General features: G+C 71.9%; 18 protein-coding genes. 10 read left to right on the forward strand and 8 right to left on the reverse strand.

Annotated elements, in window-relative coordinates; all coding sequences use genetic code 11:
• Positions 1 to 170: 170 nt before the first annotated feature.
• The 5 genes from ACY8FT_RS02330 to ACY8FT_RS02350 all read left to right on the forward strand — a co-directional run bounded on the left by ACY8FT_RS02330 (position 171) and on the right by ACY8FT_RS02350 (position 6,895).
• Complete coding sequence (locus ACY8FT_RS02330) at positions 171 to 890, forward strand: TraR/DksA family transcriptional regulator (RefSeq protein ID WP_462418381.1); 720 nt, start codon at positions 171 to 173, stop codon at positions 888 to 890.
• 59 nt (positions 891 to 949) lie between these two features.
• Positions 950 to 1,465 carry a signal peptidase II gene (gene lspA, locus ACY8FT_RS02335; RefSeq protein ID WP_462417338.1) on the forward strand — a complete coding sequence of 172 codons (516 nt, stop codon included), beginning with the start codon at positions 950 to 952 and terminating at the stop codon, positions 1,463 to 1,465.
• Entirely contained in the window at positions 1,462 to 2,391 is a 930-nt protein-coding gene (locus tag ACY8FT_RS02340; protein ID WP_462417339.1) for an RluA family pseudouridine synthase, read from the forward strand. Before lspA ends, ACY8FT_RS02340 begins: the two co-directional genes overlap by 4 nt.
• A 94-nt stretch (positions 2,392 to 2,485) precedes the next feature.
• A complete protein-coding gene (gene dnaE / locus ACY8FT_RS02345) occupies positions 2,486 to 6,055 on the forward strand; it encodes a DNA polymerase III subunit alpha (RefSeq protein WP_462417340.1) in 3,570 nt (1,189 codons plus the stop codon).
• A gap of 168 nt (positions 6,056 to 6,223) precedes the next feature.
• On the forward strand, positions 6,224 to 6,895 hold the full coding sequence (locus ACY8FT_RS02350) for a hypothetical protein (protein WP_462417341.1): 672 nt from the start codon (positions 6,224 to 6,226) through the stop codon (positions 6,893 to 6,895).
• A 51-nt stretch (positions 6,896 to 6,946) separates the two neighbouring features.
• On the opposite strand, the gene ACY8FT_RS02355 is transcribed toward ACY8FT_RS02350, so the two are convergent.
• Both ACY8FT_RS02355 and ACY8FT_RS02360 read right to left on the reverse strand, forming a co-directional pair.
• Positions 6,947 to 7,588 carry a class F sortase gene (locus ACY8FT_RS02355; RefSeq protein ID WP_462417342.1) on the reverse strand — a complete coding sequence of 214 codons (642 nt, stop codon included), beginning with the start codon at positions 7,586 to 7,588 and terminating at the stop codon, positions 6,947 to 6,949.
• A complete protein-coding gene (locus ACY8FT_RS02360; RefSeq protein WP_462417343.1) occupies positions 7,588 to 8,817 on the reverse strand; it encodes a peptidase associated/transthyretin-like domain-containing protein in 1,230 nt (409 codons plus the stop codon). The genes ACY8FT_RS02355 and ACY8FT_RS02360 overlap by 1 nt, the downstream gene beginning before the upstream one ends.
• 184 nt (positions 8,818 to 9,001) lie before the next feature.
• Between ACY8FT_RS02360 and ACY8FT_RS02365 the strand changes: the two genes are divergently transcribed.
• The 3 genes from ACY8FT_RS02365 to ACY8FT_RS02375 are packed head-to-tail and all read left to right on the forward strand — an operon-like array spanning position 9,002 to position 14,305.
• On the forward strand, positions 9,002 to 11,149 hold the full coding sequence (locus ACY8FT_RS02365; RefSeq protein ID WP_462417344.1) for a S9 family peptidase: 2,148 nt from the start codon (positions 9,002 to 9,004) through the stop codon (positions 11,147 to 11,149).
• Complete coding sequence (locus tag ACY8FT_RS02370; RefSeq protein ID WP_462417345.1) at positions 11,146 to 12,345, forward strand: hypothetical protein; 1,200 nt, start codon at positions 11,146 to 11,148, stop codon at positions 12,343 to 12,345. The genes ACY8FT_RS02365 and ACY8FT_RS02370 overlap by 4 nt, the downstream gene beginning before the upstream one ends.
• Positions 12,346 to 12,403: 58 nt before the next feature.
• On the forward strand, positions 12,404 to 14,305 hold the full coding sequence (locus tag ACY8FT_RS02375) for a heavy metal translocating P-type ATPase (RefSeq protein ID WP_462417346.1): 1,902 nt from the start codon (positions 12,404 to 12,406) through the stop codon (positions 14,303 to 14,305).
• Positions 14,306 to 14,440: 135 nt separating this feature from the next.
• Here ACY8FT_RS02375 and glnA read toward each other — a convergent pair whose 3' ends face one another.
• Complete coding sequence (glnA, locus tag ACY8FT_RS02380; RefSeq protein ID WP_462418382.1) at positions 14,441 to 15,865, reverse strand: type I glutamate--ammonia ligase; 1,425 nt, start codon at positions 15,863 to 15,865, stop codon at positions 14,441 to 14,443.
• A 154-nt stretch (positions 15,866 to 16,019) separates the two neighbouring features.
• Here glnA and ACY8FT_RS02385 point away from each other — a divergent pair, with 154 nt between their 5' ends.
• Positions 16,020 to 16,496: an RDD family protein gene (locus tag ACY8FT_RS02385; protein ID WP_462417347.1), complete on the forward strand. Its 477-nt coding sequence runs from the start codon at positions 16,020 to 16,022 to the stop codon at positions 16,494 to 16,496.
• A gap of 59 nt (positions 16,497 to 16,555) precedes the next feature.
• Here the strand turns inward: ACY8FT_RS02385 and ACY8FT_RS02390 are convergent, their stop codons facing one another.
• From ACY8FT_RS02390 to lipB, 5 genes are all read right to left on the reverse strand, one after another.
• The gene (locus ACY8FT_RS02390; RefSeq protein WP_462417348.1) at positions 16,556 to 17,671 is read right to left on the reverse strand and encodes a hypothetical protein; all 1,116 of its coding nucleotides are present in this window, start codon (positions 17,669 to 17,671) and stop codon (positions 16,556 to 16,558) included.
• Positions 17,668 to 18,318 (reverse strand): PIG-L family deacetylase, encoded by a 651-nt coding sequence (locus tag ACY8FT_RS02395; RefSeq protein WP_462417349.1) that lies wholly within the window; start codon positions 18,316 to 18,318, stop codon positions 17,668 to 17,670. Before ACY8FT_RS02395 ends, ACY8FT_RS02390 begins: the two co-directional genes overlap by 4 nt.
• A 7-nt stretch (positions 18,319 to 18,325) precedes the next feature.
• Complete coding sequence (locus tag ACY8FT_RS02400) at positions 18,326 to 19,099, reverse strand: DUF4191 domain-containing protein (RefSeq protein ID WP_462417350.1); 774 nt, start codon at positions 19,097 to 19,099, stop codon at positions 18,326 to 18,328.
• 86 nt (positions 19,100 to 19,185) lie between these two features.
• Positions 19,186 to 20,220: a lipoyl synthase gene (gene lipA / locus ACY8FT_RS02405; protein WP_462417351.1), complete on the reverse strand. Its 1,035-nt coding sequence runs from the start codon at positions 20,218 to 20,220 to the stop codon at positions 19,186 to 19,188.
• Positions 20,221 to 20,321: 101 nt separating this feature from the next.
• Positions 20,322 to 21,026, reverse strand: coding sequence for a lipoyl(octanoyl) transferase LipB (lipB, locus tag ACY8FT_RS02410; RefSeq protein ID WP_462417352.1), 705 nt, complete (start codon positions 21,024 to 21,026; stop codon positions 20,322 to 20,324).
• Positions 21,027 to 21,091: 65 nt separating this feature from the next.
• Between lipB and ACY8FT_RS02415 the strand changes: the two genes are divergently transcribed.
• Positions 21,092 to 22,438 (forward strand): serine/threonine-protein kinase, encoded by a 1,347-nt coding sequence (locus ACY8FT_RS02415; protein WP_462417353.1) that lies wholly within the window; start codon positions 21,092 to 21,094, stop codon positions 22,436 to 22,438.
• The last annotated feature ends 43 nt before the right edge of the window (positions 22,439 to 22,481 follow it).

Consider the following 22,481-nt stretch of genomic DNA (forward strand, 5'->3'; position numbering starts at 1 on the left):
TCGGACACGAAAGCTTTCTCGGCTTGGTCGGGGTCGGTGTGCGTCCTATGGTTCCCGCAATCGTTCCGGAAGGGAGCGCCGAGCACGGGCGAACGGGTCCAGGTCGGGTCCTCCTCAGGGGGTCCGCGAAGGGGCCGGGCCCGCCGAACCGAGGAGATGCGGTGGCCACGATGACCGCCAGCAAGAAGGCCGCGGCGAAGGCGTCGACGGCCAAGAAGACGAAGGCCGACTCGGCGGGCAAGAAGGCCGCGGGGAGCAAGAAGGCGGGGGGCGCCAAGAGCGGCAAGAAGTCGTCGACCAAGAAGGCGGCCGCCGCGGACGAGAAGACGACGTCCACCAAGAAGACGACCAAGAAGTCCGCCGCGAAGGCCACGGACGGCAAGGGCGCCAAGTCCGCCAAGTCCGGTGCCAAGGGCGGCAAGAAGATCGCGGGGGCGAAGGCCTCGACGAAGACCGCCACGGTCGGGGAGCGCCTCGCGGGCCGCAAGGCGGCGAAGGCCAAGACGCTCGTCGTCGGGCAGACCGAGGAGCCGTGGTCGAAGAGCGAGCTCACGGAGGTGCGCACCGAGCTCGAGTCCGAGCTGACGCGCCTCACCCGTGACCTCGAGCTGGCCGAGACCGAGCTCTTCGAGCTTGTGAGCGACTCCATGGGCTCGCAGGGCGACGAGGCCGATGCCGGCTCGTTCAGCAGCGAGCGCCAGCACGAGATGTCGCTGGCGGAGAACTCCCGCGCCCTGCTGCTGCAGACCACGAACGCCCTCGGACGCATCGCCGACGGCACCTACGGTCGGTGCGAGAGCTGCGACGACGCGATCGGCAAGATGCGGCTGCAGGCCTTCCCGCGTGCGACCCTGTGCATGCCATGCAAGCAGCACCAGGAGCGACGCTGAGCGCGTCCCACACCACAGACCCCACCCGACCCCGCCCCCGACGCGGCCACCTGCCGCTGGTGGCGGGGCTCGCCACGCTCTGGGTGGTGGTCGACCAGGCCACCAAGGAGTGGGCCCTGGCCTCGCTGGAGCGGGGGCGCTCCGTCCCGCTACTGGGTGAGCTGCTGCAGCTGCGGCTGGTCTTCAACCCCGGTGCCGCGTTCAGCCTGGGCACGGGGTTCACCTGGGTGTTCACGCTGCTGGCGGTGGTGGTCACCTGCGCGATCCTCTGGTTCAGCCGGCAGGTCATCAGCCCGGTCTGGGGCGTGGCCCTGGGCCTCATCGCCGGCGGGGCGGTCGGCAACCTCGTGGACCGGCTCGTGCGCGCTCCCGGCGTCGGCCGGGGCCACGTCGTCGACTTCCTGATGCTGCCCAACTGGCCGATCTTCAACGTGGCCGACATCGGCGTCACCTGCGGTGCCGCGCTGGTGGTCCTGCAGGCGCTGCGCGGGGTGGAGCCCACCGAGGTGGAGGAGACGGCCACCGCACGCGACGCGGTCGGGACGACCCGACACACCGAGGAGGAGTCCGCATGACCGACACCCGCACCGTGATGATCCCCGACGGCCTGGAGGGGGAGCGCGTCGACACGGGCCTGTCCCGTCTTCTCGGGCTCTCCCGCAACCGGGTCGCGGACGTCGCCGCCGAGGGCGGGGTGCTCCTCGGTGGCAAGGCGCTGGGCAAGGGGGATCGGCTGGTCGGTGGCGAGCTGGTGACCGTCACCCTGCCGGCCGAGAACCGGACCGAGCCGGTGCTGCCGAGCACCGAGCCGATCCCCGGGCTCAAGGTCGTCCACGAGGACACCGAGATCATCGTGGTGGACAAGCCGGCCGGGGTGGCCGCGCACCCGAGCGTCGGGTGGAAGGGGCCCGACGTGGTCGGCGGACTGGCCGCCGAGGGCTACCGCATCTCGACCTCGGGGGCCGCCGAGCGGCAGGGGATCGTCCAGCGCCTCGACGTGGGGACCTCCGGGCTCATGGTGGTGGCCAAGTCCGAGCGGGCCTACTCGGTGCTCAAGCAGGCCTTCCGCGACCGGGTAGTCGACAAGACGTACCACACGGTGGTGCAGGGGCTTCCGGATCCGCTGACGGGCACCGTCGATGCGCCCATCGGTCGCCACCCCGGTCACGACTACCGGTTCGCCGTCATGTCCACCGGGCGCCCCTCGATCACGCACTACGAGCTGCTCGAGGCCCATCGCGCGGCTTCGCTGCTCCGGGTGCACCTGGAGACCGGGCGCACCCACCAGATCCGTGTGCACTTCTCCGCGATGGGGCACCCCTGCGCCGGCGACCTCACCTACGGGGCCGACCCGACGCTGGCCAGGCGACTGGGGCTGGAGCGGCAGTGGCTGCACGCCGTCGAGCTCGGCTTCACGCACCCCGGGTCGGGCGAGTACGTCACCTTCACCAGCGAGTACCCCGAGGACCTGCAGGCGGCGGTCGACCAGCTGCGCGGCTGATCCGCGGGGCCTGGGGAGGGGCGTTCTGGAGGCCCCACAGCCGGTGCCCGCCGGCGGCCGAGGTCGTCGGTGCCCGGTCGTAGGATGACCCGCGATGAGCGCGCCGAACCTCCCGTCGAAGACCTCCTCGAGTGACTCGTTCGTGCACCTGCACAACCACACCGAGTACTCGATGCTCGACGGCGCGGCCCGCATCGACGACCTGTTCGCCAAGGCCGACGAGATGGGCATGCCGGCCGTCGCGACGACCGACCACGGCTCGATCTTCGGGGCCTACGAGTTCTGGTCCAAGTCCCGCAAGCACGAGGCCAAGCCGATCATCGGCGTCGAGGCGTATGTCACTCCCGGGACTCACCGCACGGACAAGACCCGGGTGAAGTACGGCGACGGCGGGCGCAACGACGTCTCGGGCTCGGGTGCCTACACGCACATGACCCTCTGGGCCGAGACCACCGAGGGCATGCACAACCTGTTCCGGGCCTCGTCGCTGGCCTCCATCGAGGGCTTCTACTTCAAGCCGCGCATGGACCGCGAGCTGCTGGAGCGCTACGGCAAGGGGCTCATCGGCACCACCGGGTGCCCGTCGGGGGAGATCCAGACCCGCCTGCGGTTGGGGCAGTACGACAAGGCCCGGCAGGCCGCCGGCGAGCTCCGCGAGATCTTCGGGCGGGAGAACTACTTCTGCGAGCTCATGGACCACGGGCTCGACATCGAGCGCAACGTCCGGGCGGACCTGCTCAAGCTCGCCAAGGAGCTCGACCTGCCCCTGGTCGCCACCAACGACCTGCACTACACCAACCAGGAGGACGCCAAGGCCCACGGCGCCCTGCTGTGCGTGCAGTCGGGTGCCACCCTCATGGACCCCAACCGGTTCAAGTTCGACAGCGACGAGTTCTACCTGAAGTCGGCCGCGGAGATGCGTCACCTGTGGCGCGAGCTGCCGGAGGCCTGCGACAACACGCTGCTCATCGCCGAGCGCTGCAACGTCGACTTCACCGAGGGCGAGGGGCGGTTCATGCCGCGCTTCCCCTGCCCGGAGGGGCACGACGAGACCTCCTGGTTCATCCACGAGGTGCAGACCGGGTTGAAGCGCCGCTTCGGTGACACCGTGCCGGACTACGCCCTGAAGCAGGCGGAGTACGAGCAGGAGGTCATCATCGGCAAGGGGTACCCCGGGTACTTCCTGGTGGTGGCCGACTTCATCAACTGGGCCAAGGACAACGGCATCCGCGTGGGGCCGGGGCGTGGCTCGGGTGCGGGATCCATGTGTGCCTACGCGATGGGGATCACCGACCTCGACCCGGTGCCGCACGGTCTGATCTTCGAGCGCTTCCTCAACCCCGAGCGCCAGTCGATGCCGGACTTCGACGTCGACTTCGACGAGCGCCGGCGCCCCGAGGTCATCAGGTACGTCACCGAGAAGTACGGCTCGGACCGCGTGGCCATGATCGTCACCTACGGCACCATCAAGGCCAAGCAGGCCCTCAAGGACGCCAGTCGCGTGATGGGCTTCCCGTTCGCGACCGGGGAGAAGCTCACCAAGGCGATGCCGCCGGCGGTGATGGGCAAGGACATCCCGCTCTCGGGGATCTTCGACGAGAACCACCCCCGCTACGCCGAGGCGATCGACTTCCGCGAGCTGCACCAGAACGACCCGGAGGCCCGCGAGGTGTTCGACACCGCCGTCGGGCTGGAGGGGCTGAAGCGCCAGTGGGGCGTGCACGCCGCCGGCGTCATCATGGCCAGCGAGCCGCTCATCGACCTCATCCCGATCATGAAGCGGGAGGCCGACGGGCAGATCATCACGCAGTTCGACTACCCGTCCTGCGAGACGCTCGGCCTGGTCAAGATGGACTTCCTGGGGCTGCGCAACCTCACGATCCTCGACGACGCGATCAAGAACATCGAGTCCAACCGGGGCGAGGACATCGACCTCGACGCCCTGAGCAAGGACATGACCGACCCGGCGGCCTACAAGCTGCTGGCGCGCGGTGACACGCTCGGCGTCTTCCAGCTCGACGGTGGCGGCATGCGCTCGCTGCTGCGACTCATGCAGCCGGACAACTTCGAGGACATCTCCGCCGCCCTCGCGCTCTACCGACCCGGCCCGATGGGCGCCAACGCCCACACGAACTTCGCGCTGCGCAAGAACGGCAAGCAGCCGGTGGACTACATCCACCACGAGCTCACCGAGGCGCTCGAGCCGATCCTCAAGATGACCTACGGCCTGATCATCTACCAGGAGCAGGTCATGGAGATCGCGCAGAAGCTGGCGGGCTACACGCTCGGCAACGCAGACCTGCTGCGGCGCGCGATGGGCAAGAAGAAGAAGGAGGTGCTGGACGCCGAGTACGTCAACTTCGAGAAGGGCATGCTCGACAACGGCTACTCCAAGGAGGCCGTGGAGACGCTCTGGGGCATCCTCCTGCCCTTCTCCGACTACGCCTTCAACAAGGCGCACACGGCCGCCTACGGCGTGGTCTCGTACTGGACCGCCTACCTCAAGGCCAACTACCGCGCCGAGTACATGGCCGCGCTGCTCACCAGCGTGCGCGACGACAAGGACAAGTCCGCGCTGTACCTGGGGGAGTGCCGCCGCATGGGCATCCAGGTGCTGCCGCCGGACGTCAACGAGTCCATCGGGCAGTTCGCCGCCGTGGGCCAGGACATCCGCTTCGGCCTGGAGGCCATCCGCAACGTCGGCGGCAACGTGGTGAAGGCCATCATCGCCACCCGCGAGGAGAAGGGGCGCTTCACCTCCTTCGAGGACTTCCTGCGCAAGTGCCCGGCCGTGGTGTGCAACAAGCGCACCATCGACTCCCTCATCAAGGCCGGGGCGTTCGACGACCTCGGCCACCAGCGTCAGGCGCTGGCCAGCGTGCACGAGGCCTACGTCGACGCCCTGGTGGGGGAGAAGAAGGAGCAGGAGCGCGGGCAGGACTCGCTCTTCGCCGCGCTGATGGGCGACGCCGAGGACGGCGAGGCGAACATCGGCGGCATGCCGGCCATCCCGGACATCGAGTGGGACAAGCAGACGCTGCTGGCCTTCGAGCGGGACATGCTCGGGCTGTACGTCTCCGACCACCCGCTGTTCGGCATCGAGCACGCGCTGAGCCGGGCGAGCGACTGCAGCATCGCCGTGCTGAACTCCGAGGACGGGCGCCCCGACGGTGCCGAGGTGACGATCGCCGGGCTGATCACGCAGGTGGTCACCAAGCGCAACAAGCGCGGTGAGCTCTGGGCGATCGCGACGGTGGAGGACCTCGAGGGCTCCGTGGAGTGCCTGTTCTTCGCCCGCACCTACATGACCGTCTCCACGATGCTCACGCAGGACGTGGTCTGTGTGGTCACCGGTCGGGTGAAGCGCAACGAGGACGGGGTGTCCATCTTCGCCAGCGACCTCAAGCTGCCGGACCTGGACGACGGGCCGCGCGGGCCGGTGATGATCCACATGGCCATGAACCAGACGACCGACGCGGTGGTGGGGCGGCTGCGGACGGTGCTCACCGAGCACCCCGGGCCGACGGAGGTGCAGATCCACCTCACCCAGCCGGGGCGGCGCGTGGTGATGCGGGTGGAGGACGACCTGCGGGTGACCGCCAGCAACGCGCTGTTCGGTGACCTCAAGGCGCTGCTGGGGCCGAGCTGCCTGCCGCTGGGCTGACGCACCGGCGAACCGACGGGGGCGAACCCGGTGGCAGCCCGAGGAGCCTGCGCGCCGCATCCCCGCCCAGGGTGCCGTCGACCCGGGGCGGCGGCACCAGCGCTGATGCGGGCTGGCCCCGATGGTGCGAGGCTCGAGGGGACACACCCCTCGTGAACGGAGACTGAGATGGGCTTCCTCGACCGGATCCTCGGTGGCCAGCGTCGGCAGCAGGGCGGGCAGCACCCCCAGCAGCAGTACCCGGGCCAGCACGGGCAGCCCCGCGCCGCCCCACAGGCGGGAAGGGCGGCGTCGCAGGACGATCAGGCCATCGCCCGCTACCAGTACCTGCTGCGCACCGCGCCGCCGGAGCGCATCGAGGAGGCGCACGCCGAGGCCTTCGCCCGGCTGACCCCGGACCAGCGTCGCCAGGTGCTGGGTCAGATGGCCCAGAGCCTCCCGGTCGGTGAGGCCCCTCGGACCGACGACCCTCGTGCCATGGCCCGGGCGGCCACGCGGGCGGAGATGTCCCAGCCCGGGTACATGCAGCGCACCTTCGGCGGCCGGGGAGCGGGTGGTGTCGGCATGGGCGGCACCATCATGGGTCCGATGATGGGCACCATCGCCGGTGTGGTCGTCGGCTCGGCGGTCGCCGACGCGATGTTCGACCACGGGGGCTTCGAGAGCTCGCCCGAGGCGGCGGGGATGGAGGGCGACCCGGGTGCCGACGGGGGCGACCTCGGTGCCGACGCAGGTGGGTTCGACTCGGGTGAGTACGGGGGCGGTGACCTCGGCGGCGACCCGGGAGGCTTCGACTTCGGCGGCGACTTCGGTGGGGGCGACTTCGGTGGCGACTTCTGAGAGGCGCGGAGGGTGGGCTCGGCACCTCGTCGGTGACGCGTGCCGCGCCCGTCACAGGCGTTCGGCGATCACCACGCTGACGCCCTGGTGGTGCCCTGTGGCCTCGTCGAACTCCCCGCTGCATGTGATGACCACGGCCTGCTCCGGCCCGTCGGTGCGGTACAGGTCCTCGTCGGTGACGAGCTGGGAGTACTCGCCGTCCTTGGCGACGTCCCGGTGCACCTCCCGGACCCGGTAGGTGCACTCGCCACCGGTCGAGGTACCCACGGTGAACTCCGAACCCACCGACACCTGGTCGTCGAAGGCGGAGGTGAACACCGCCGAGCCGTCCGTGTAGGTGTGGCCGTCGAGGAGCACGCTGCCCTGCCCCGCCCCGGGGTCGGGGCCGTCCGCGTACCAGCCGATCACATCGATGTCGGTGGGGTCTCCCAGGGGGCGGCCACCGGTGGCGTCCGGGGACGCCGTGGCGTCCACGCCCACCTCCTCGACCTCCGCGTCGACCGACAGGTCCTCCCACACGAAGCTCGTGGCCGCGCCCGTGGTGCAGGAGGACGCGCTCGCCGGTGCGCTCCGACCCTGCGCGGTGTCCTCCCCGACGGTCCCGGTGGGGGAGGACCCGCCTGCGCCGGCGCACCCCGTGAGCAGGAGTGCGCCGGCGCAGACCAGTGCCGCCGGGCGGCGTGCGGCGACCATCAGCGCAGGTCGTCGGGATCCTGGGTGGAGCGCACCCGGCGCCGCTCCGGCGTGTCGTCCTGCCCGCCGGGGGTGTGCGGGGCGCCGAAGGTGGCACCGGCAGGCCGGCGGGAACGGGTGTGGCGGATGCCCAGCCACCCGGCCAGCGCGGCCAGGGCCCCACCGGTGCCCACCAGGGCGGTGTCCGTCGAGTCCCGTCCCGAGGAGGAGCCTCCGCCCGTGGACGGGGCGCCGGTGCCCAACGTGCTCTCGGTGGAGCTGGAGCTGCTGGACCCGGAGGAGCCGCTCGACTGGCTGGTCGACGTCCCGGACGACTGCGAACCGGGGGCGCCGGCCGGGGGCTGTCCCATGCCGCCGGGCCCGGCCGAGCCCATGTCGCTGGTCTCCTCCTCGGTGGAGGGGCTGATCCCGACCTCCAGGGTGAGGGTGTAGCCCTCGGAGACCGAACCGGTCGCCGTGGCCAGCTGGGACTCGCCCTCGTCGTCCCCGAAGACGTTGTCGGTGCTCAAGGAGATGCCCTCGAGGTTGCTCGTGGAGCTGCCGTAGCCGCTCTCGGAGTACACGGCCTCGCCGGCCTCCTGGGGGATGGCGATCTGCGAGGTCTTCATCGGGGTCCCGCTGCCGCTGGTGGCGTCGTCCACCGAGGCGTACACCTCGAAGTGGATGTGCGGCCACCGCCCGGCGTAGCAGCCGGGGAAGATGCTGGTGAAGGCGACGTGGCCGTTCTCGTCGGACTCCTGGATGCCGCGCAGGAAGTTCTCTTCCAGGACGCTCTGGGAGTACAGCGAGTACTCCCCGTCGGCGGTGCAGTGCCACAGGTAGACCGCGGCGTCGGCCAGGGCGGCGTCCGCATCGAGGTCCCACAGGTCGAGCTCGATGGTGACGGGGATGCCCTCGGCCGTGCCGGAGTAGTCACCGAAGCTGGAGGTGATGTCCGAGCGCACGATGCCGTCCTCGACGCGCACGTCGACGCCGTTGGAACCGTCGGCGGGGTAGGGGCCGGCGGTCTCCGAGGGGATCACGGTGTCGGTGTCCGCGTTGGCGCCCGTGATGAGTCCGCCGGCGGCCACCAGGGCGGCACCACCGGTGAGTCCCAGCACCTGGCGGCGGTTCATCGTGGCCAGGTCGAAGGCCAGGCCGCGGTCGTGGTTGCGGCGCACGTAGGCGGCGTTCTCGGCCGCGGTCTGGGCGGCGAGGTCGGCGGGGTCGGTGTTCGGCTGGTGGGTCATCGTGGCCTCCTGGGTGGGGTGGTTGACGACGACCACACAACCGGGTGCAGTTGGACCTTTCCGGGGAATCGCGGGGAAGCGGCCGGGGAGTTCGCTGGGATCCCGCTGGGAACGGTGAGACGTCCCCTTTCCACGCGGTCCGAGCCGCCCCTCCCTGCGGACTGCCGCCCCGTAAGGTGATCCCATGTCCCTGCACAGCCCGCCCGTCGCTGCCGCACGTCCGTACCGCCGGGAGCACCACGGGCAGGTGGTGGAGGACCCGTGGCAGTGGCTGCGCGACCCGGAGGCCCCGGAGGTCGTGGCGCACCTGGAGGCCGAGAACGCCTGGACCGACGAGCGACTCGCCGGTCAGAGGACACTGCGCGACCGGATCTTCGAAGAGATCGTGTCCCGGACCCAGCAGACCGACGTCTCGGTGGCGGCCCGGCACGGTCGGTGGTGGTACTACACCCGCACCGTCGAGGGCCAGCAGTACCCCGTGCACGCCCGGGTGGCCGCCACCGGTGATGACGACGCCGACCGGCCCCGACTGGAGCCGGGCACCGTGCCGCCCGGGGAGCAGGTGCTCCTGGACGGCAACGCCGAGGCGGGCCAGGCCACCTTCCTCTCCGTCGGCGGGTTCACCGTCAGCCGTGACGACCGGCGCCTGGCCTTCGCCACCGACACCGCCGGGGACGAGCGCTTCGACGTGACCGTGATCGACCTCGAGACCGGTGAGCGACTCGACACCTCCCTGGAGGGTGTCGGGTACGGGCTGTGCTTCGACCACGACGCCCGGCACCTGTTCTACGTGCGGGTGAACGACGCCTGGCGCCCGCACCAGGTGTGGCGGCACACCATCGGTGCCGACCCGTCCACCGACGTCCTCGTGCACACCGAGGAGGACGAGGCGTGGTGGATGGGCATCGACACCTCGGGGGACGACCGGTGGCTGCTCATCGAGACGGCCGCGAGCGACTCCAGTGAGTGGTGGCTGCTCGACACCACCGATCCGGACGCCCGTCCCCGGGTGGTGCAGCCGCGGGTGCACGGCCTCGAGTACGACCTGGACGTGGCCGGTGACGAGCTGCTCCTGGTGCACACCGCGAACACCCCCGAGGGGGAGCTCGCCACGGCCACCGTCCAGGCGCCCGGGCGTGAGCACTGGCGCCCGGTCGCGCCCCCGGCGGACGGGGAGCGTCTCCTGGGCGTGGACCTGTTCGCCCACTTCGCGGTGGTGACGCTGCGCCGCGACGGGCTCACCGCGCTGCGGGTGCTCCCCCGCACGGCAGAGCAGGACGTGCCGCTGGGTCTGGGTGAGCCGGTCGACGTGGTGCCCGACGAGGCGCTGTGGACGATCGCGGCGGGAGTGAACCCCGAGTTCGACACCACGCGCCTGCGCGTCGTGACCGAGTCCCTGGTGACCCCGCCCGGAGTGCTCGAGTACGACCTCGCCCCGGTGCTCGCCGGTGGCTCCCTGCCGGCCCCGGAGGTGCTGCGACGCCAGCCGGTGCTCGGGGGCTACGACCCCACCGGGTTCGTCCAGGAGCGGCTGTGGGCCACTGCGGCCGATGGCACCCGCATCCCGGTGTCGCTGGTGCACCGGGCCGACGTGCGGGCCGACGGCACCGCCCCGGCCCTGCTCACCGGTTACGGCGCCTACGAGGCCTCCTCGGACCCGGACTTCCGCACCAGCCGCCTGTCCCTGCTTGACCGGGGCGTCGTGCTCGCCATCGCCCACGTCCGAGGAGGCGGTGAGATGGGCCGTCACTGGTACGAGGCCGGCCGTCTGGAGCACAAGGAGAACTCGTTCACCGACCTCAACACGGTGGCCCACCACCTCGTCGACAGCGGATGGGTGCACCCGGAGCGGTTGGCGGTCGAGGGTGGCTCGGCCGGTGGTTTGCTGCTCGGGGCCGCGCTCAACCTGGAGCCCGGTCTCTACCGCGCTGCACACCTGGCGGTGCCCTTCGTGGACGCGCTGACCACGATGCTGGACCCCTCGCTGCCGCTCACGGTCGGCGAGTGGACCGAATGGGGTGACCCCCTGCACGACCCGGTCGCCTACGAGCGGATGGCCGGGTACAGCCCGGTCGAGAACGTCCAGCCCGCCCAGTACCCGACGATCCTGGCCACCACCAGCCTCAACGACACCCGCGTCGGGTGCGGTGAACCGGCCAAGTGGGTGCAGGCGGTGCGCGACCGGGCGACCAACGACCCGGTCGAGCGGCCCGTGCTGCTGCGGACGGAGATGGTGGCCGGACACGGTGGGCGGTCCGGTCGATACGACCTGTGGGCTGACCGCGCCCTGGAACTGGCCTTCCTCCTGCACGCCGTGGGGGTGGACGCATGAGCACCACGCCACAGCGACAGCCGGAGCCCGAGGTGGACTGGACCGGCCGGGAGGTCGCGCGGTTGCGCATCCTGGACACCGTCTGGTCGGTGCGTGACCACGACTCGGGCATCCACGACGACGTCCCGGCCCTGTGGTCGCGGTGCGCCACGGACGAGGATGCCGACCGGCCCATGCACATGGTGTCGCCCGGGGACGCTCACCCTCGGGGGGAGGTGGTCGTGGGCACCGGGGAACAGGGCGGGTACGCCTTGGCCTCACGGCTGGTCTCGGCCTCCATCGCGCGGCACATCGGGCAGGCGCTCATGGTGCACGCCGCTGCTCTGACGGCACCGGGCACCGACCGGGCGCTGTGCCTCGTGGCGGCCTCGGGCACCGGCAAGACGACCGCCAGCCGTGTGCTCGGCCAGGCCGGCTGGGGCTACCTCACCGACGAGTGCGTGGTGGTGGACGAGACCTACCACGTGACCCCGCTGCCCAAACCGCTGTCGGTGGTGACGGATCCGGACGGCAGCCCCCACGAGAAGCACCAGCTCGGGCCCGACCAGCTGGGCATGGCCCACCCGCCCGAGGGTGCGCGACTGACCGGCCTGGTACTGCTGCACCGACTGCGTACACCCGAGGAGCGGTCGCAGGACGACCAGCCGGTGCCGCGGCTGGAGCGGGTGCCGGTGGCCGAGGCACTGCCGCTGCTGGCCCAGCAGACCTCTGCGCTGAGCCGGACGCCGGGTGGACTGTCGGCGCTGGCCCGCGCCGCGAGCGACCTGGGGGTGCAGCGCCTGGTCTACGCGGAGATCTCCGAGGTGACCGACCTGCTCGCCGAGAGGGCCGTCCACGGGGTGCACCCCGGGGACGAACACATGGAGGTCCTGCAGGGCAGTGCCCCGTGGGACGCCGTGCCGGACCGCGCGCTCGAGGTGCAGGATCCGCACCCCGGCACACGGTGGGCCCGGGCGGACTTCTCGTGGGCCGTCGGTTGCGAGCAGGGGGACGTGGTGGTCATGACCGGGTCGTCCGTGACGCAGCTGGGTGTGCTCGGGGCGTCGGTCTGGCGGCAGGTGGGGGAGTCGCCGCGCACCCTGGGCGAGCTGACGTCCGGGCTCGTCGCAGAGTTCGGGGAGCACCCTCACGCCGATCGGTTGGCCAAGGACGCGGTCGCCGCCCTGGCCCGGGAGGGGCTGGTCCGCGGAGCCTGACCCGTCCGACCCAGCCGGCCGACCCGGCCGGCTGGGCGGGCGCGGTTAGGCTCCGGGCATGCCCGTCACCACCACGGCAGGGCACCCGGCCCCGCCCGCACGCGCCCGGCGGCTGCGATCGCACCCGCTCCTGCGACCGCCGGTTCTCCTCGCCGTCGGAGCCCTCGTCGTCACGTTGACGCTCATGGCCCTGGGCCAGCAGCAGGCGGCTGCGGCGGTGGCCGTCGTCGTCATCGGCCTGACGGTGGTGATGACCTCCGTGGACATGGTCCGCGACCTCCTGCGAGGCCGGTGGGGTCTGGACGTGCTGGCCGTCGTGGCCATGGTCTCGACCGTGCTGGTGGGGGAGTACCTTGCCGGCCTCGTCATCGTGCTCATGGTGACCGGTGGGGAGGCGCTGGAGGCCATGGCCGAACAACGGGCCAGTCGCGAGCTCGACGCCCTCATCAACCGGGCCCCGGCCGTGGCGCACCGGGTCACCGACGACGGGGCGGTCATCACGCACGTCGACGCCGACGACGTGCAGGTGGGCGACGTCCTGCTGGTCCGTTCCTCCGAGGTGCTGCCCGTCGACGGGGTGGTGCTCAGTGAACGCGCCGTGTTGGACGAGTCGTCGGTGACCGGCGAGCCGGTCCCGGTGACCCGCCGGCAGGGGGAGCAGGTGCTCTCGGGCGCGGTCAACGGCACCGAGTCCTTCACCCTGCGCGCCATGGCCACCGCCCGGGGCTCGCACTACGCCTCGATCGTGCAGCTGGTCACCGAGGCGGTGTCCTCCCGGGCCCCGATGGTGCGCCTGGCCGACAGGTACGCGGTGCCCTTCACCGCGGTGGCCCTGCTCATCGCGGGGGTGGCCTGGTACGTCTCGGGCGATCCGGTCCGGTTCGCCGAGGTGCTCGTGGTGGCCACCCCCTGCCCGTTGCTGATCGCCGCCCCGGTGGCCTTCATGGGCGGCATGAGCTCGGCCGCGCGGGTGAACGTGGTGGTCAAGGACGGGGGCGCCCTGGAGACCCTGGCCAGGGTGCGCACCGCCGCCCTGGACAAGACCGGCACCCTCACCCAGGGGCGTCCCACGGTCACCGGTGCCCACGCCGGTGCGGTGTCGGCCGACGAGGTGCTTCGCCTCGCGGCGGCTGCCGAGCAGTACTCCGTGCACGCCTTCGCCGACCCCATCGCCGCGGCGGCCAGGGAGCGCGGTCTGGAGCTGCCGCTGGTCGCATTCGCCCGCGAGGTCGCCACCCACGGCGTGCAGGCGGTCCTCGAGGACGGCACCGAGGTGCGGGTGGGCAAGCCCGGCTTCGTCCGGGAACGCATCGGGGAGTACGAGGTGCCCGAGCTGCATTCCGGGGAGTCCGGGGTCCACGTCTCGGTGGACGACCGGCTGGCCGGTGTGTTGCTGCTCTCGGACCCGGTGCGCCCCGAGGCCGCAGAGACGCTGCGACGCCTTCGCGCCCAGGGCGTCACCGACGTGCTCATGGCCACCGGTGACGTGCGGTCCACGGCGCAGTGGGTGGCCGACCAGGTCGGCATCGACACCGTGCACGCAGGCGTCACCCCCCAGGAGAAGGTCCAGATCATGCGCCGCGCCGAGCAGCGCCCGGTGCTGATGGTGGGTGACGGCATCAACGACGCCCCGGTGCTGGCGGCGGCGGACGTCGGGGTGGCGATGGGGGCACGCGGCGCCACGGCAGCCAGCGAGTCGGCCTCGGCGGTCATCACCTCGAACGACCTCAGCCGGCTGGCGGACGTCGTCGACATCTCCCGCCGCACCGTGCGCATCGCCCTGCAGAGCATCTGGCTGGGCATCGCCATCTCCGTGGGCCTCATGGTCGTGGCGGCGCTGGGGCACCTCCCGGCCGTGGCCGGGGCCCTGCTCCAGGAGGTGGTCGACCTCGTGGCCATCCTCAGCGCGCTGCGGGCGTTGTCGGCGCACCGGCGGGTGGAGGACGCCCGGGCGGGCTGATGCGGCCCCGCTGCGGATCGAACGACCTCCCCCGAGGCTGTCAGCACCCACCACCGGCTGGGCACTTTCTGTGCATCCTCCACGCACCAGAACGGGGGCAAGGGACCGGGTCCCTTGCCCCCGTGGGGATCTCGCTCAGATGTGGTAGTACAGCTCGTACTCGTAGGGGTTCGGACGCAGTCGCATCGGCGCGATCTCGTGCGTGCGCTTGTAGTCCACCCAGGCGGCGATGAGGTCCTCGGTGAACACGTCGCCCTCGGTGAGGAAGTCGTGGTCGGCCTCCAGGGCGTCCAGTGCGTCGTCGAGCGAGAACGGCAGCTGCTCGATGGAGTCCTGCTCCTCCGGCGGCAGCTCGTAGAGGTCCTTGTCCACCGGCTCCGGCGGCTCGATGCGGTTGCGGATGCCGTCGATGCCGGCCATCAGCTGCGCGGCGAAGCACAGGTACGGGTTGCTCGACGGGTCCGGCACGCGGAACTCCACGCGCTTGGCCTTGGGGGAGTTCCCGGTGATCGGGATGCGGATGCACGCCGAGCGGTTGCGGGCCGAGTAGACCAGGTTCACCGGCGCCTCGTACCCGGGCACCAGCCGGCGGAAGGAGTTGATCGTCGGGTTGGTGAACGCCAGCAGCGCGGGGGCGTGCTTGAGCAGGCCACCGATGTACCAGCGGGCCGTGTCCGAGAGCTGGGCGTAGCCGTTCTCGTCGTGGAACAGCGGCTCGCCGTCCTTCCACAGGCTCTGGTGGGTGTGCATGCCCGACCCGTTGTCGCCCATGACCGGCTTGGGCATGAAGGTCGCCGTCCGGCCGTCCTGCCAGGAGGTGCCCTTGACGACGTACTTGAACTTCATCATGTCGTCGCCGGCGTGCAGCAGGGTGTTGAACTTGTAGTTGATCTCCTGCTGACCCGCCGAGCCCACCTCGTGGTGGCTGCGCTCGACCTCCAGGCCCACCTTCTCCATGTCGCGGCAGATCTGGTCGCGCAGATCGGTGTAGTGGTCGGTGGGGAAGACCGGGAAGTACCCGCCCTTGGTGTCCACCTTGTAGCCCTGGTTGCCGCCGATCTCCTCGCGGGAGGTGTTCCAGGCAGCGGCCTCGGCGTCCACGCTGTAGAAGGCGCGGCCGGGCTTCGTCTCGTAGCGGACGTCGTCGAAGACGTGGAACTCGGCCTCGGCACCGATGAACACGGTGTCGGCGATGCCGGTGCTCTTCAGGTACTCCTCCGAGCGGCGCGCGATGGTGCGCGGGTCACGGCCGTAGGGCTCGTCGGTGAACGGGTCGACGATGGAGTAGTTCATCACCAGCGTCTTGGCGTCCCGGTAGGGGTCGATGAAGGCCGTGGCGAGGTCCGGGAGCAGCTTCATGTCGGACTCGTGGATGGCCTGGAAGCCGCGGATCGACGAGCCGTCGAACATCTGGCCCTCGGCCAGCGCCTCGGCGTCGACCGTGGACGCCGGCACGTTGAAGTGCTGCATGACCCCGGGAAGGTCACAGAACCGGATGTCGAGGAACTCCACCTCCTCGTCGCGGATGTAGTCGATGACCTCTTGCGGGCTGCTGAACACTGCGGTGCCCTCCTGGGAGCGAGACATGGCCGGACCGACCGGGGCGGCGGTGCGGCGGAACGGGCCCAGCCTATCGAGTGGGTCTTTGCCCGGGAGTCACTCCCGCGTCACGGGGCGGTTACGTGTCGCGCAACGGGCTCCGTACCCTGTGCGCGTGGACAGACGAGAGATCGGCTCCTGGCTCAGCGGGCCCCGGGCCGCGCTGCCGGACGACCAGCAGCCGCCCCGGCAGGACCACCCCGGACAGCGGTTGGGGCTGCCGTCGGACGGCCCGGGCTCCATCGCGCCCTTCCTGAGTCGGCTCGTGGCCCTCTTCATCGACTGGTTCGCCTGTCTGGCCATCACCGCGGCCACCTGGGGTGACCTGCAGGCCGGCGGGACCGGTCAGCTGGTGACCCTCGGCATCTTCCTGCTGGAGAACGTGCTGCTGGTCGCGACCCTGGGCTCCACGCTCGGGCACAAGATCCTGGGCCTGCAGGTGATCCGCCTGGACGACCGTCCGGTGACCCTCGTGGACGCGCTGGTCCGCGGGGTGCTCCTCTGCTTGGTCGTCCCGGCGATCATCTGGGACCAGGACCACCGGAGCGCCCACGACTGGGTGCGGCGCACCGCCATCGTCCGCGGACGCTGAGTCGGTCGGGTCGGCGCCCCATCGGCCACCCTGTCGGCCACGAGGGCCCCCGGGGGCACTCAGGGCCGGACGTAGACCCGGTGCCGCGCGAGGACGACGGCCAGCACCACCCAGAAGCCCAGGAAGACGCTGCCGAAGAGCCAGCGTCCGGCGTCACCCCCGAGCACCCCCGCCACCCGGTCGGCCACCGACGGGTCGCCGAGCGTCAGCCAGTGCAGCACCAGGTGCGACCCGAAGTAGCCCAGCAGGGCATTGCGGCCCAGCGCCTCGGGCACCGAGCGCACGCCGGCCGCGACCCACCTGTGCCCACTGCCCGCGAGAGGAGCTCCCTCGGCGTCGAGGAGCAGGTACCCACCCAGCAGCACGAGCAGCCCGGGGACGGCCGACAGCAGGGCGAAGGAGGGCGTCCAGAGCCGCTTCACCAGCGGCACGCCCAACAGCTGCAGCACCAGCCCGCCCGCCACGCAGGCGCCGACGAGCACGAGCAGCCGGGCGACGATCCGGCGCCGGATGCCGGGCGCACCGTGCAGGGTGCGCAGGGTGGAACCCGCCACCAGGCCGACCCCGGCGGTCACCAGGGCACCGGCGAGGGTCACCAGTCCCTCGGGGTCGTGGCCCAGCGCACCGCCGCGGTAGGCGTGGGCCCCCATCCACGGCAGGTCCAGCACGCGGGAGGGGTTGCACTCCGGGGACACCCCGCCGCAGTGCGTGCCCCAGGCCAGGTGCGTCGCACCGAGCACCACCAGCAGTGCCACGACCCCCGCCGCCCAGGCCCGGGTGGTGCGCAGCCGGGTGCTGGCCACGGCCACCAGGGGCACCAGGACGGCGTACACCTGCAGCGGCCCCATGAGGCGGAACTCGGCCAGCGGCGGCCAGTCCAGCACCACCCCGTTGTAGACGAGCCCCGCCGCCCACAGCACCGACGAGCGCCGCAGGACCACCCACCAGGACGGGGTGCGTGCGTAGGCGAAGGCCATGCCCGCGCCGGAGAGCACCACGAACGACGGGAAGACCAGGTCCACCAGGTGGACGCCCTCCCACCGGGCGTGCTTGAGGGCCGCCGGCAGGGGCGGCAGCACCGCGATCATCAGGAGGTTGAAGACCACCGCCGTGCCCCGCGACCAGTCGAGCGAGACCAGCCGAGGTCGTCGCACCGCCGGGGGCGGAGTGCTCACCCGAGCACCGCCGAACGGTGCCGGGCGGCGCGCAGGTCCGCGAAGAGCCCGGAGACCGATCGGTGCCCGAACGGCTCGTACGCGGCGTCGGCCCGGCGGGCGGCCGGCAGGTCCGGGCAGTCCCACCGTCTGCCCCCGGTGGCTCCCGGCGGCAGAGCGGTGCGGCCGCGCTCACCGGCCAGCCGCCGCACCACCCGCGCCACGACGCGGTGGTCGGGGTGGTCGTCGTCCACGGCGCACGCGGCGGCGACGACGGCCCCGGGGTGCTGGTCGAGCACGGGGGAGAGGGCCTCCTCGACGGACGACTCCGTCAGCCCGCCGTCGGGCAGCTCCAGGTGGGTGATGGTGCCCTCGCCGCCCGTCAACGCCGCCCAGGCGCCCTCCAGCTCCCCGGAACGCACCTCGGCGAGGTGCTCGGGGTTCCAGGACGCGGGGGCTGCACTGCTGGCGGTGCCGCGGGTGGCGGCCACGAGGACCAGCCGATCGCCCCGGTCGCGGGCGTGCAGGACGTAGCTCGACAGCCGGAGGGTCTCGTCGTCGGGGTGCGGCGTGACCACGACCAGCGTCCCGGACCGCCCGCAGCCGGCCACGGGGACCAGTCCCGCGAGGGCCACGCCCAGCACGAACCGACGACGGGAGCGCACCACGAGGGACTCAGCGCATGGTCGAGCGCTTGGCCGCGCGCATGCGCTGGGGGTCCACACCCTTGGGCATGCCGCTCTGGTTGCGCAGTCCACCCATCGCGGCCAGCCGCTTGTGCACGGCCTCGGCCTCGGCGTCGGTGATCGTCTTGGGCAGCTTCTTGGCCTCCCGGATCACCTCGGTCATGGGCGTGCGGTCGTCACCGGAGCCGAGCAGGTAGGTGGTCACCGGCACCTCGGGCCCGGCGATGCGGTGCACGTTCTTCTCCTGCGCCTTGAGCATCCGCTGCGCAGCGCCCTTCGGGCCCTCGCCGAGCAGCAGCACGCCCCGGCGGGAGACGCCGCGGAAGACCATCGCGGCGGCGCTCATGTCCTGCATCGACCGCGCGCGGCGGGGCATCTCGGCGGCCACCGGCTCCTGGTCGTACCACCAGCTGCGGCCCAGCGCCTGCAGCACGGCGCCACCCTGGCCGGGCTGGCCCTCCACCTGGGCGTAGGCGGCCTTCTGGGCCTTGCGGCCGAGGGTGAAGGTGGTCGCCAGGATCGCGATGGGCAGCCCCAACAGCACGAAGTAGACGAACATGTTCAGCAGCAGGCCCAGGATGCCGAAGAGCACCATGACGCCGAGGAACACGGCCAGCAGGATCCACGGCGTGTTCGGGTCGGCTCGCTTGGTCATCCGGTAGACCTGCGCCACCTGCGAGCCGTAGTTCTTCATCCGCGTGCCCAGCGAGGGCTTGCCGGAGCCGGAGCGGTGGGATCCGCTGGACGTGTCCTTCTTGGCCATGGGGATGGGGTTCCTCGGTGTGTGACGGGGCGGCGTCCCGGGGGGGACGACCACGGGAGAACGGGGTGCTGCCGGACCGGTCCGGCTCAGTCGGTGGTGTCGCCGTTCGACGCGAGCTGCTTCTCCACCAGAGTACGGGCCTCCTGACGGGCACCGTCCTCCGCGGCCTCGCCCAGGTGCGCGAGGTGCTCGGGGATCTCACGACCGAGCTTGCGCATGGTCGTGGCCCACAGGCGCCCGGCGCGGTAGGACGAGCGCACCAGCGGCCCGGCCATGATGCTCATGCCGAGCTCCTCGCCGTACTCGCTGAGGGCCAGGAACTCCTCCGGCTTCACCCACCGGTCGATCGGGTGGTGCAGCTTCGAGGGGCGCAGGTACTGGGTGAGCGTCAGGATGTCGCAGCCCGCGTCGCACAGGTCGCGCATCGCCTGGCGGATCTCCTCGTCGTCCTCGCCCATGCCGAGAATGAGGTTGGACTTCGTGAGCAGCCCGTCCTCCTTGGCCATCGAGATGACCTTGAGCGACTTCTCGTAGGTGAACGCGGGGCGGATCTGGCGGAAGATGCGCGGCACCGTCTCCAGGTTGTGCGCGAACACCTCGGGTCGGGCGTCGAAGACCTGCTGCACCAACTCGGGCTTGGCGCCGAAGTCCGGGGGCAGGATCTCCACGCCGGTGTTCGGGTTGCGCTCGTGGATGGCGCGGATGGTGTCCGCGTAGAGGTTGGCGGCGCCGTCGGGCATGTCGTCGCGGGCCACACCGGTCACGGTCGCGTAGCGCAGGTTCATCTGCGCCACGGAGTTCGCGACCTTCATGGGCTCGGCCGGGTCCAGGGGCATCGGCTTGCCGGTGGCGATGTCGCAGAAGTCGCAGCGGCGGGTGCAGGTGTCGCCGCCGATCAGGAAGGTGGCCTCGCGGTCCTCCCAGCACTCGAAGATGTTGGGACAGCCCGCCTCCTGGCAGACCGTGTGCAGACCCTGGCCCTTCACCATCGAGTTGACCTCGCGGTACTCCGGGCCCATCTTCGCGGTGGTGCGGATCCACTCGGGCTTGCGCTCGATCGGCGTCTCGGCGTTGCGCGCCTCGACGCGCAGCAGGCGACGACCCTCGGGGGCGATGGTCACGTCATGACTCCCTGCGGTAGACGGTGGTGCTCCGGGCATCCCGGAGGACCGTGGAGCAGGCTCCACGGTGGGCATCAAGGATACGTGCCGGAGCGGTGGGCTCAGGCAGTGGCCGCGGCAGGTGCGGGCCGGGGCACCTCGACGGCGCCGAGCACGTCGCGCAGGTGGCGCTCGACCACGGGCACGACCTCGGCGACGGTGGGGGCCTCGTCGGCGCGCCCCGCGCGCTGGAGCTCGCCGATGATGGTCGCGACCCCCGCATCCGTGATGCCGCAGGGCACGATCGTGTCGGCCCAGGAGGTCTGGCAGTCGACGTTCAGGGCGAAGCCGTGCATGGTCACGTCGCGGCTGACGCGGATGCCGATGGCGCCGATCTTGCGGTCCTGCCGAGCGGCGGGGTCGGTGGCCTCGGGCTCGCCGAGCACCCAGGCCCCGCTGCGGCCCTCCACACGGGTGGCCTCGATGCCGTACTCGGCCACGGTGCGGATGAGCACCTCCTCGAGGCGGCGGACGTGGGCCACCACGTCGACCGGGTCGGGCAGGCGGACGATCGGGTACCCGGTGAGCTGGCCGGGGCCGTGCCAGGTGATCTTGCCGCCCCGGTCCACGTCGACCACCGGCGTGCCGTCCAGCGGGCGCTCGTGGGCCGCGGTGCGCTTGCCCGCGGTGTAGACCTCCGTGTGCTCGAGCAGCAGCACGGTGTCCTCACCGCCCTCGCAGACCTCGGCGTGCACCTTCCGCTGCAGGTCCCAGGCCTCCAGGTAGTCGACGGTGTCCGGTGCCAGTCCCACGTGCTCGAAGTGCATGCGCCGAGAGTACGCCTGTGGACGGAGCGCGACGTCGTCCGGTCCGGCTGGGCCACAGTGCACGCATGGTGAGAGTGCACGAGCTGGTGGAGGACGGGTGGCGGCCGGGCCCGGCGGAGCTGCGACGTCTGGTGCGGGACGTCGGGGCCGACCTGACGCGGCTGCACGAGGGTGGGGCGGTCCACGGCGGGGTGAGCGCCGCCTCGGTGGAGAGGCAGGCCGGCGGGGGCTTCCGGTTGAGGCCGGGGGAGGCCGCGGGGGACGACCCGTGGCTCGTCGAGCCCCCGGAGGTCGTCGACGGGGACGCGCCCACCCCGGCCAGTGACGCCTACGAGCTCGCGGTGCTGACCCGCCGGCTGGTGGAGGAGGTGGAGTGGCCGGTCCCGGAGGGCCTCGTGGTGGCTGTGCAGCGGGCCCTGCGGGAGGACCCGGCCGCGCGGCCGTCGGTCACCGCCTTCGTCGTCTGCAGCACCGAGGAGCTGGACGAGGTGGACGACGCCTCGCAGGCGGCCGGGGACGAGACGGTGGCGGGCGACCCGGGCGATCTCCCAACCGGTGAGCGGGTGCCCGCCGAACCGGCGCCGGGCGAGGAACCGGAGGCCGACCACCTGCACCCGGACGACGGGGAGCCGGGGCCCACCGGTCTCCACCGGACTGAGCAGGAGCGCCTGGAGGAGCTGCGGGCCTCGCTGCGTGCGGCGGCCCAGGACCCGCCGCGTTCCGGCCTGCGCTCCGGCGTGCCCGGGGGCCGGCGAGCCCTCCTGGCGGGCGCCGCGGGGTTGGTTGTCGTGGTGGGCGCCTGGTCGCTGCTGGGGGCGGGTGAGGCCCCGACGGCGGAGGGGGTTCCCACCGCGGTGGCCGATGACTCCGGCGCCACGCCGACGTCGGCCGGGGGCGCTACGGAGGGGACCGGCGAGCCGACGGTCCCGACGTCGTCCACCGACTCCGGGAGCACCGACCCGACGCCGCAGGACTCCGCCACGACGGTCCGGTCCGGTGGTCGTGCACCGGGTGCCGCGGCCTCGGAGGACCCTGACCCGTCCCAGGGGATCGCGACCACATCGGACGCCCGTGAGGCCGCACTACCGTCGGAGACCGAGCTGGAGGAGCTGCTCGGGCGCCGGGCGACCGCCTGGGCCGAGGGCGACCGGGAGGCCCTGGCGACGGTGGTGGTGCCCGACAGTCCCGCGTGGGAACGGGACACCGGTGAGCTGCCACCGGAGGAGCTGGGGGAGGCGCGCTATCGCGTGGAGGACCTGCGGCCCGCCCGGGAGCGATCCTCGGCGCGCGGCGACCGGCGGGCCGTGACGGCCTCGGTGGCGGTCGGCGACCGGGACGCCCGCACGGTGCAGCTGGTGCTGCAGCCGCACGGGAACCAGTGGCGCCTGGCCGACTGGGAGCTGCCCGGATGACACGACCGGGCCCCCCGCACCAGCAGGTGCAGGGGGCCCGGCG

This window comes from Kytococcus sp. Marseille-QA3725 (genome assembly GCF_054950055.1).

Excerpts from the sequence above, each read along its gene's own strand:
- ACY8FT_RS02330 (WP_462418381.1), top strand. The coding sequence starts at position 171 with ATGACCGCCAGCAAGAAGGCCGCGGCGAAGGCGTCGACGGCCAAGAAG.
- ACY8FT_RS02340 (WP_462417339.1), top strand. The coding sequence starts at position 1,462 with ATGACCGACACCCGCACCGTGATGATCCCCGACGGCCTGGAGGGGGAG.
- dnaE (WP_462417340.1), top strand. The coding sequence starts at position 2,486 with ATGAGCGCGCCGAACCTCCCGTCGAAGACCTCCTCGAGTGACTCGTTC.
- ACY8FT_RS02350 (WP_462417341.1), top strand. The coding sequence starts at position 6,224 with ATGGGCTTCCTCGACCGGATCCTCGGTGGCCAGCGTCGGCAGCAGGGC.
- ACY8FT_RS02355 (WP_462417342.1), bottom strand. The coding sequence starts at position 7,588 with ATGGTCGCCGCACGCCGCCCGGCGGCACTGGTCTGCGCCGGCGCACTC.
- ACY8FT_RS02360 (WP_462417343.1), bottom strand. The coding sequence starts at position 8,817 with ATGACCCACCAGCCGAACACCGACCCCGCCGACCTCGCCGCCCAGACC.
- ACY8FT_RS02365 (WP_462417344.1), top strand. The coding sequence starts at position 9,002 with ATGTCCCTGCACAGCCCGCCCGTCGCTGCCGCACGTCCGTACCGCCGG.
- ACY8FT_RS02370 (WP_462417345.1), top strand. The coding sequence starts at position 11,146 with ATGAGCACCACGCCACAGCGACAGCCGGAGCCCGAGGTGGACTGGACC.
- ACY8FT_RS02375 (WP_462417346.1), top strand. The coding sequence starts at position 12,404 with ATGCCCGTCACCACCACGGCAGGGCACCCGGCCCCGCCCGCACGCGCC.
- ACY8FT_RS02400 (WP_462417350.1), bottom strand. The coding sequence starts at position 19,099 with ATGGCCAAGAAGGACACGTCCAGCGGATCCCACCGCTCCGGCTCCGGC.
- lipB (WP_462417352.1), bottom strand. The coding sequence starts at position 21,026 with ATGCACTTCGAGCACGTGGGACTGGCACCGGACACCGTCGACTACCTG.
- ACY8FT_RS02415 (WP_462417353.1), top strand. The coding sequence starts at position 21,092 with ATGGTGAGAGTGCACGAGCTGGTGGAGGACGGGTGGCGGCCGGGCCCG.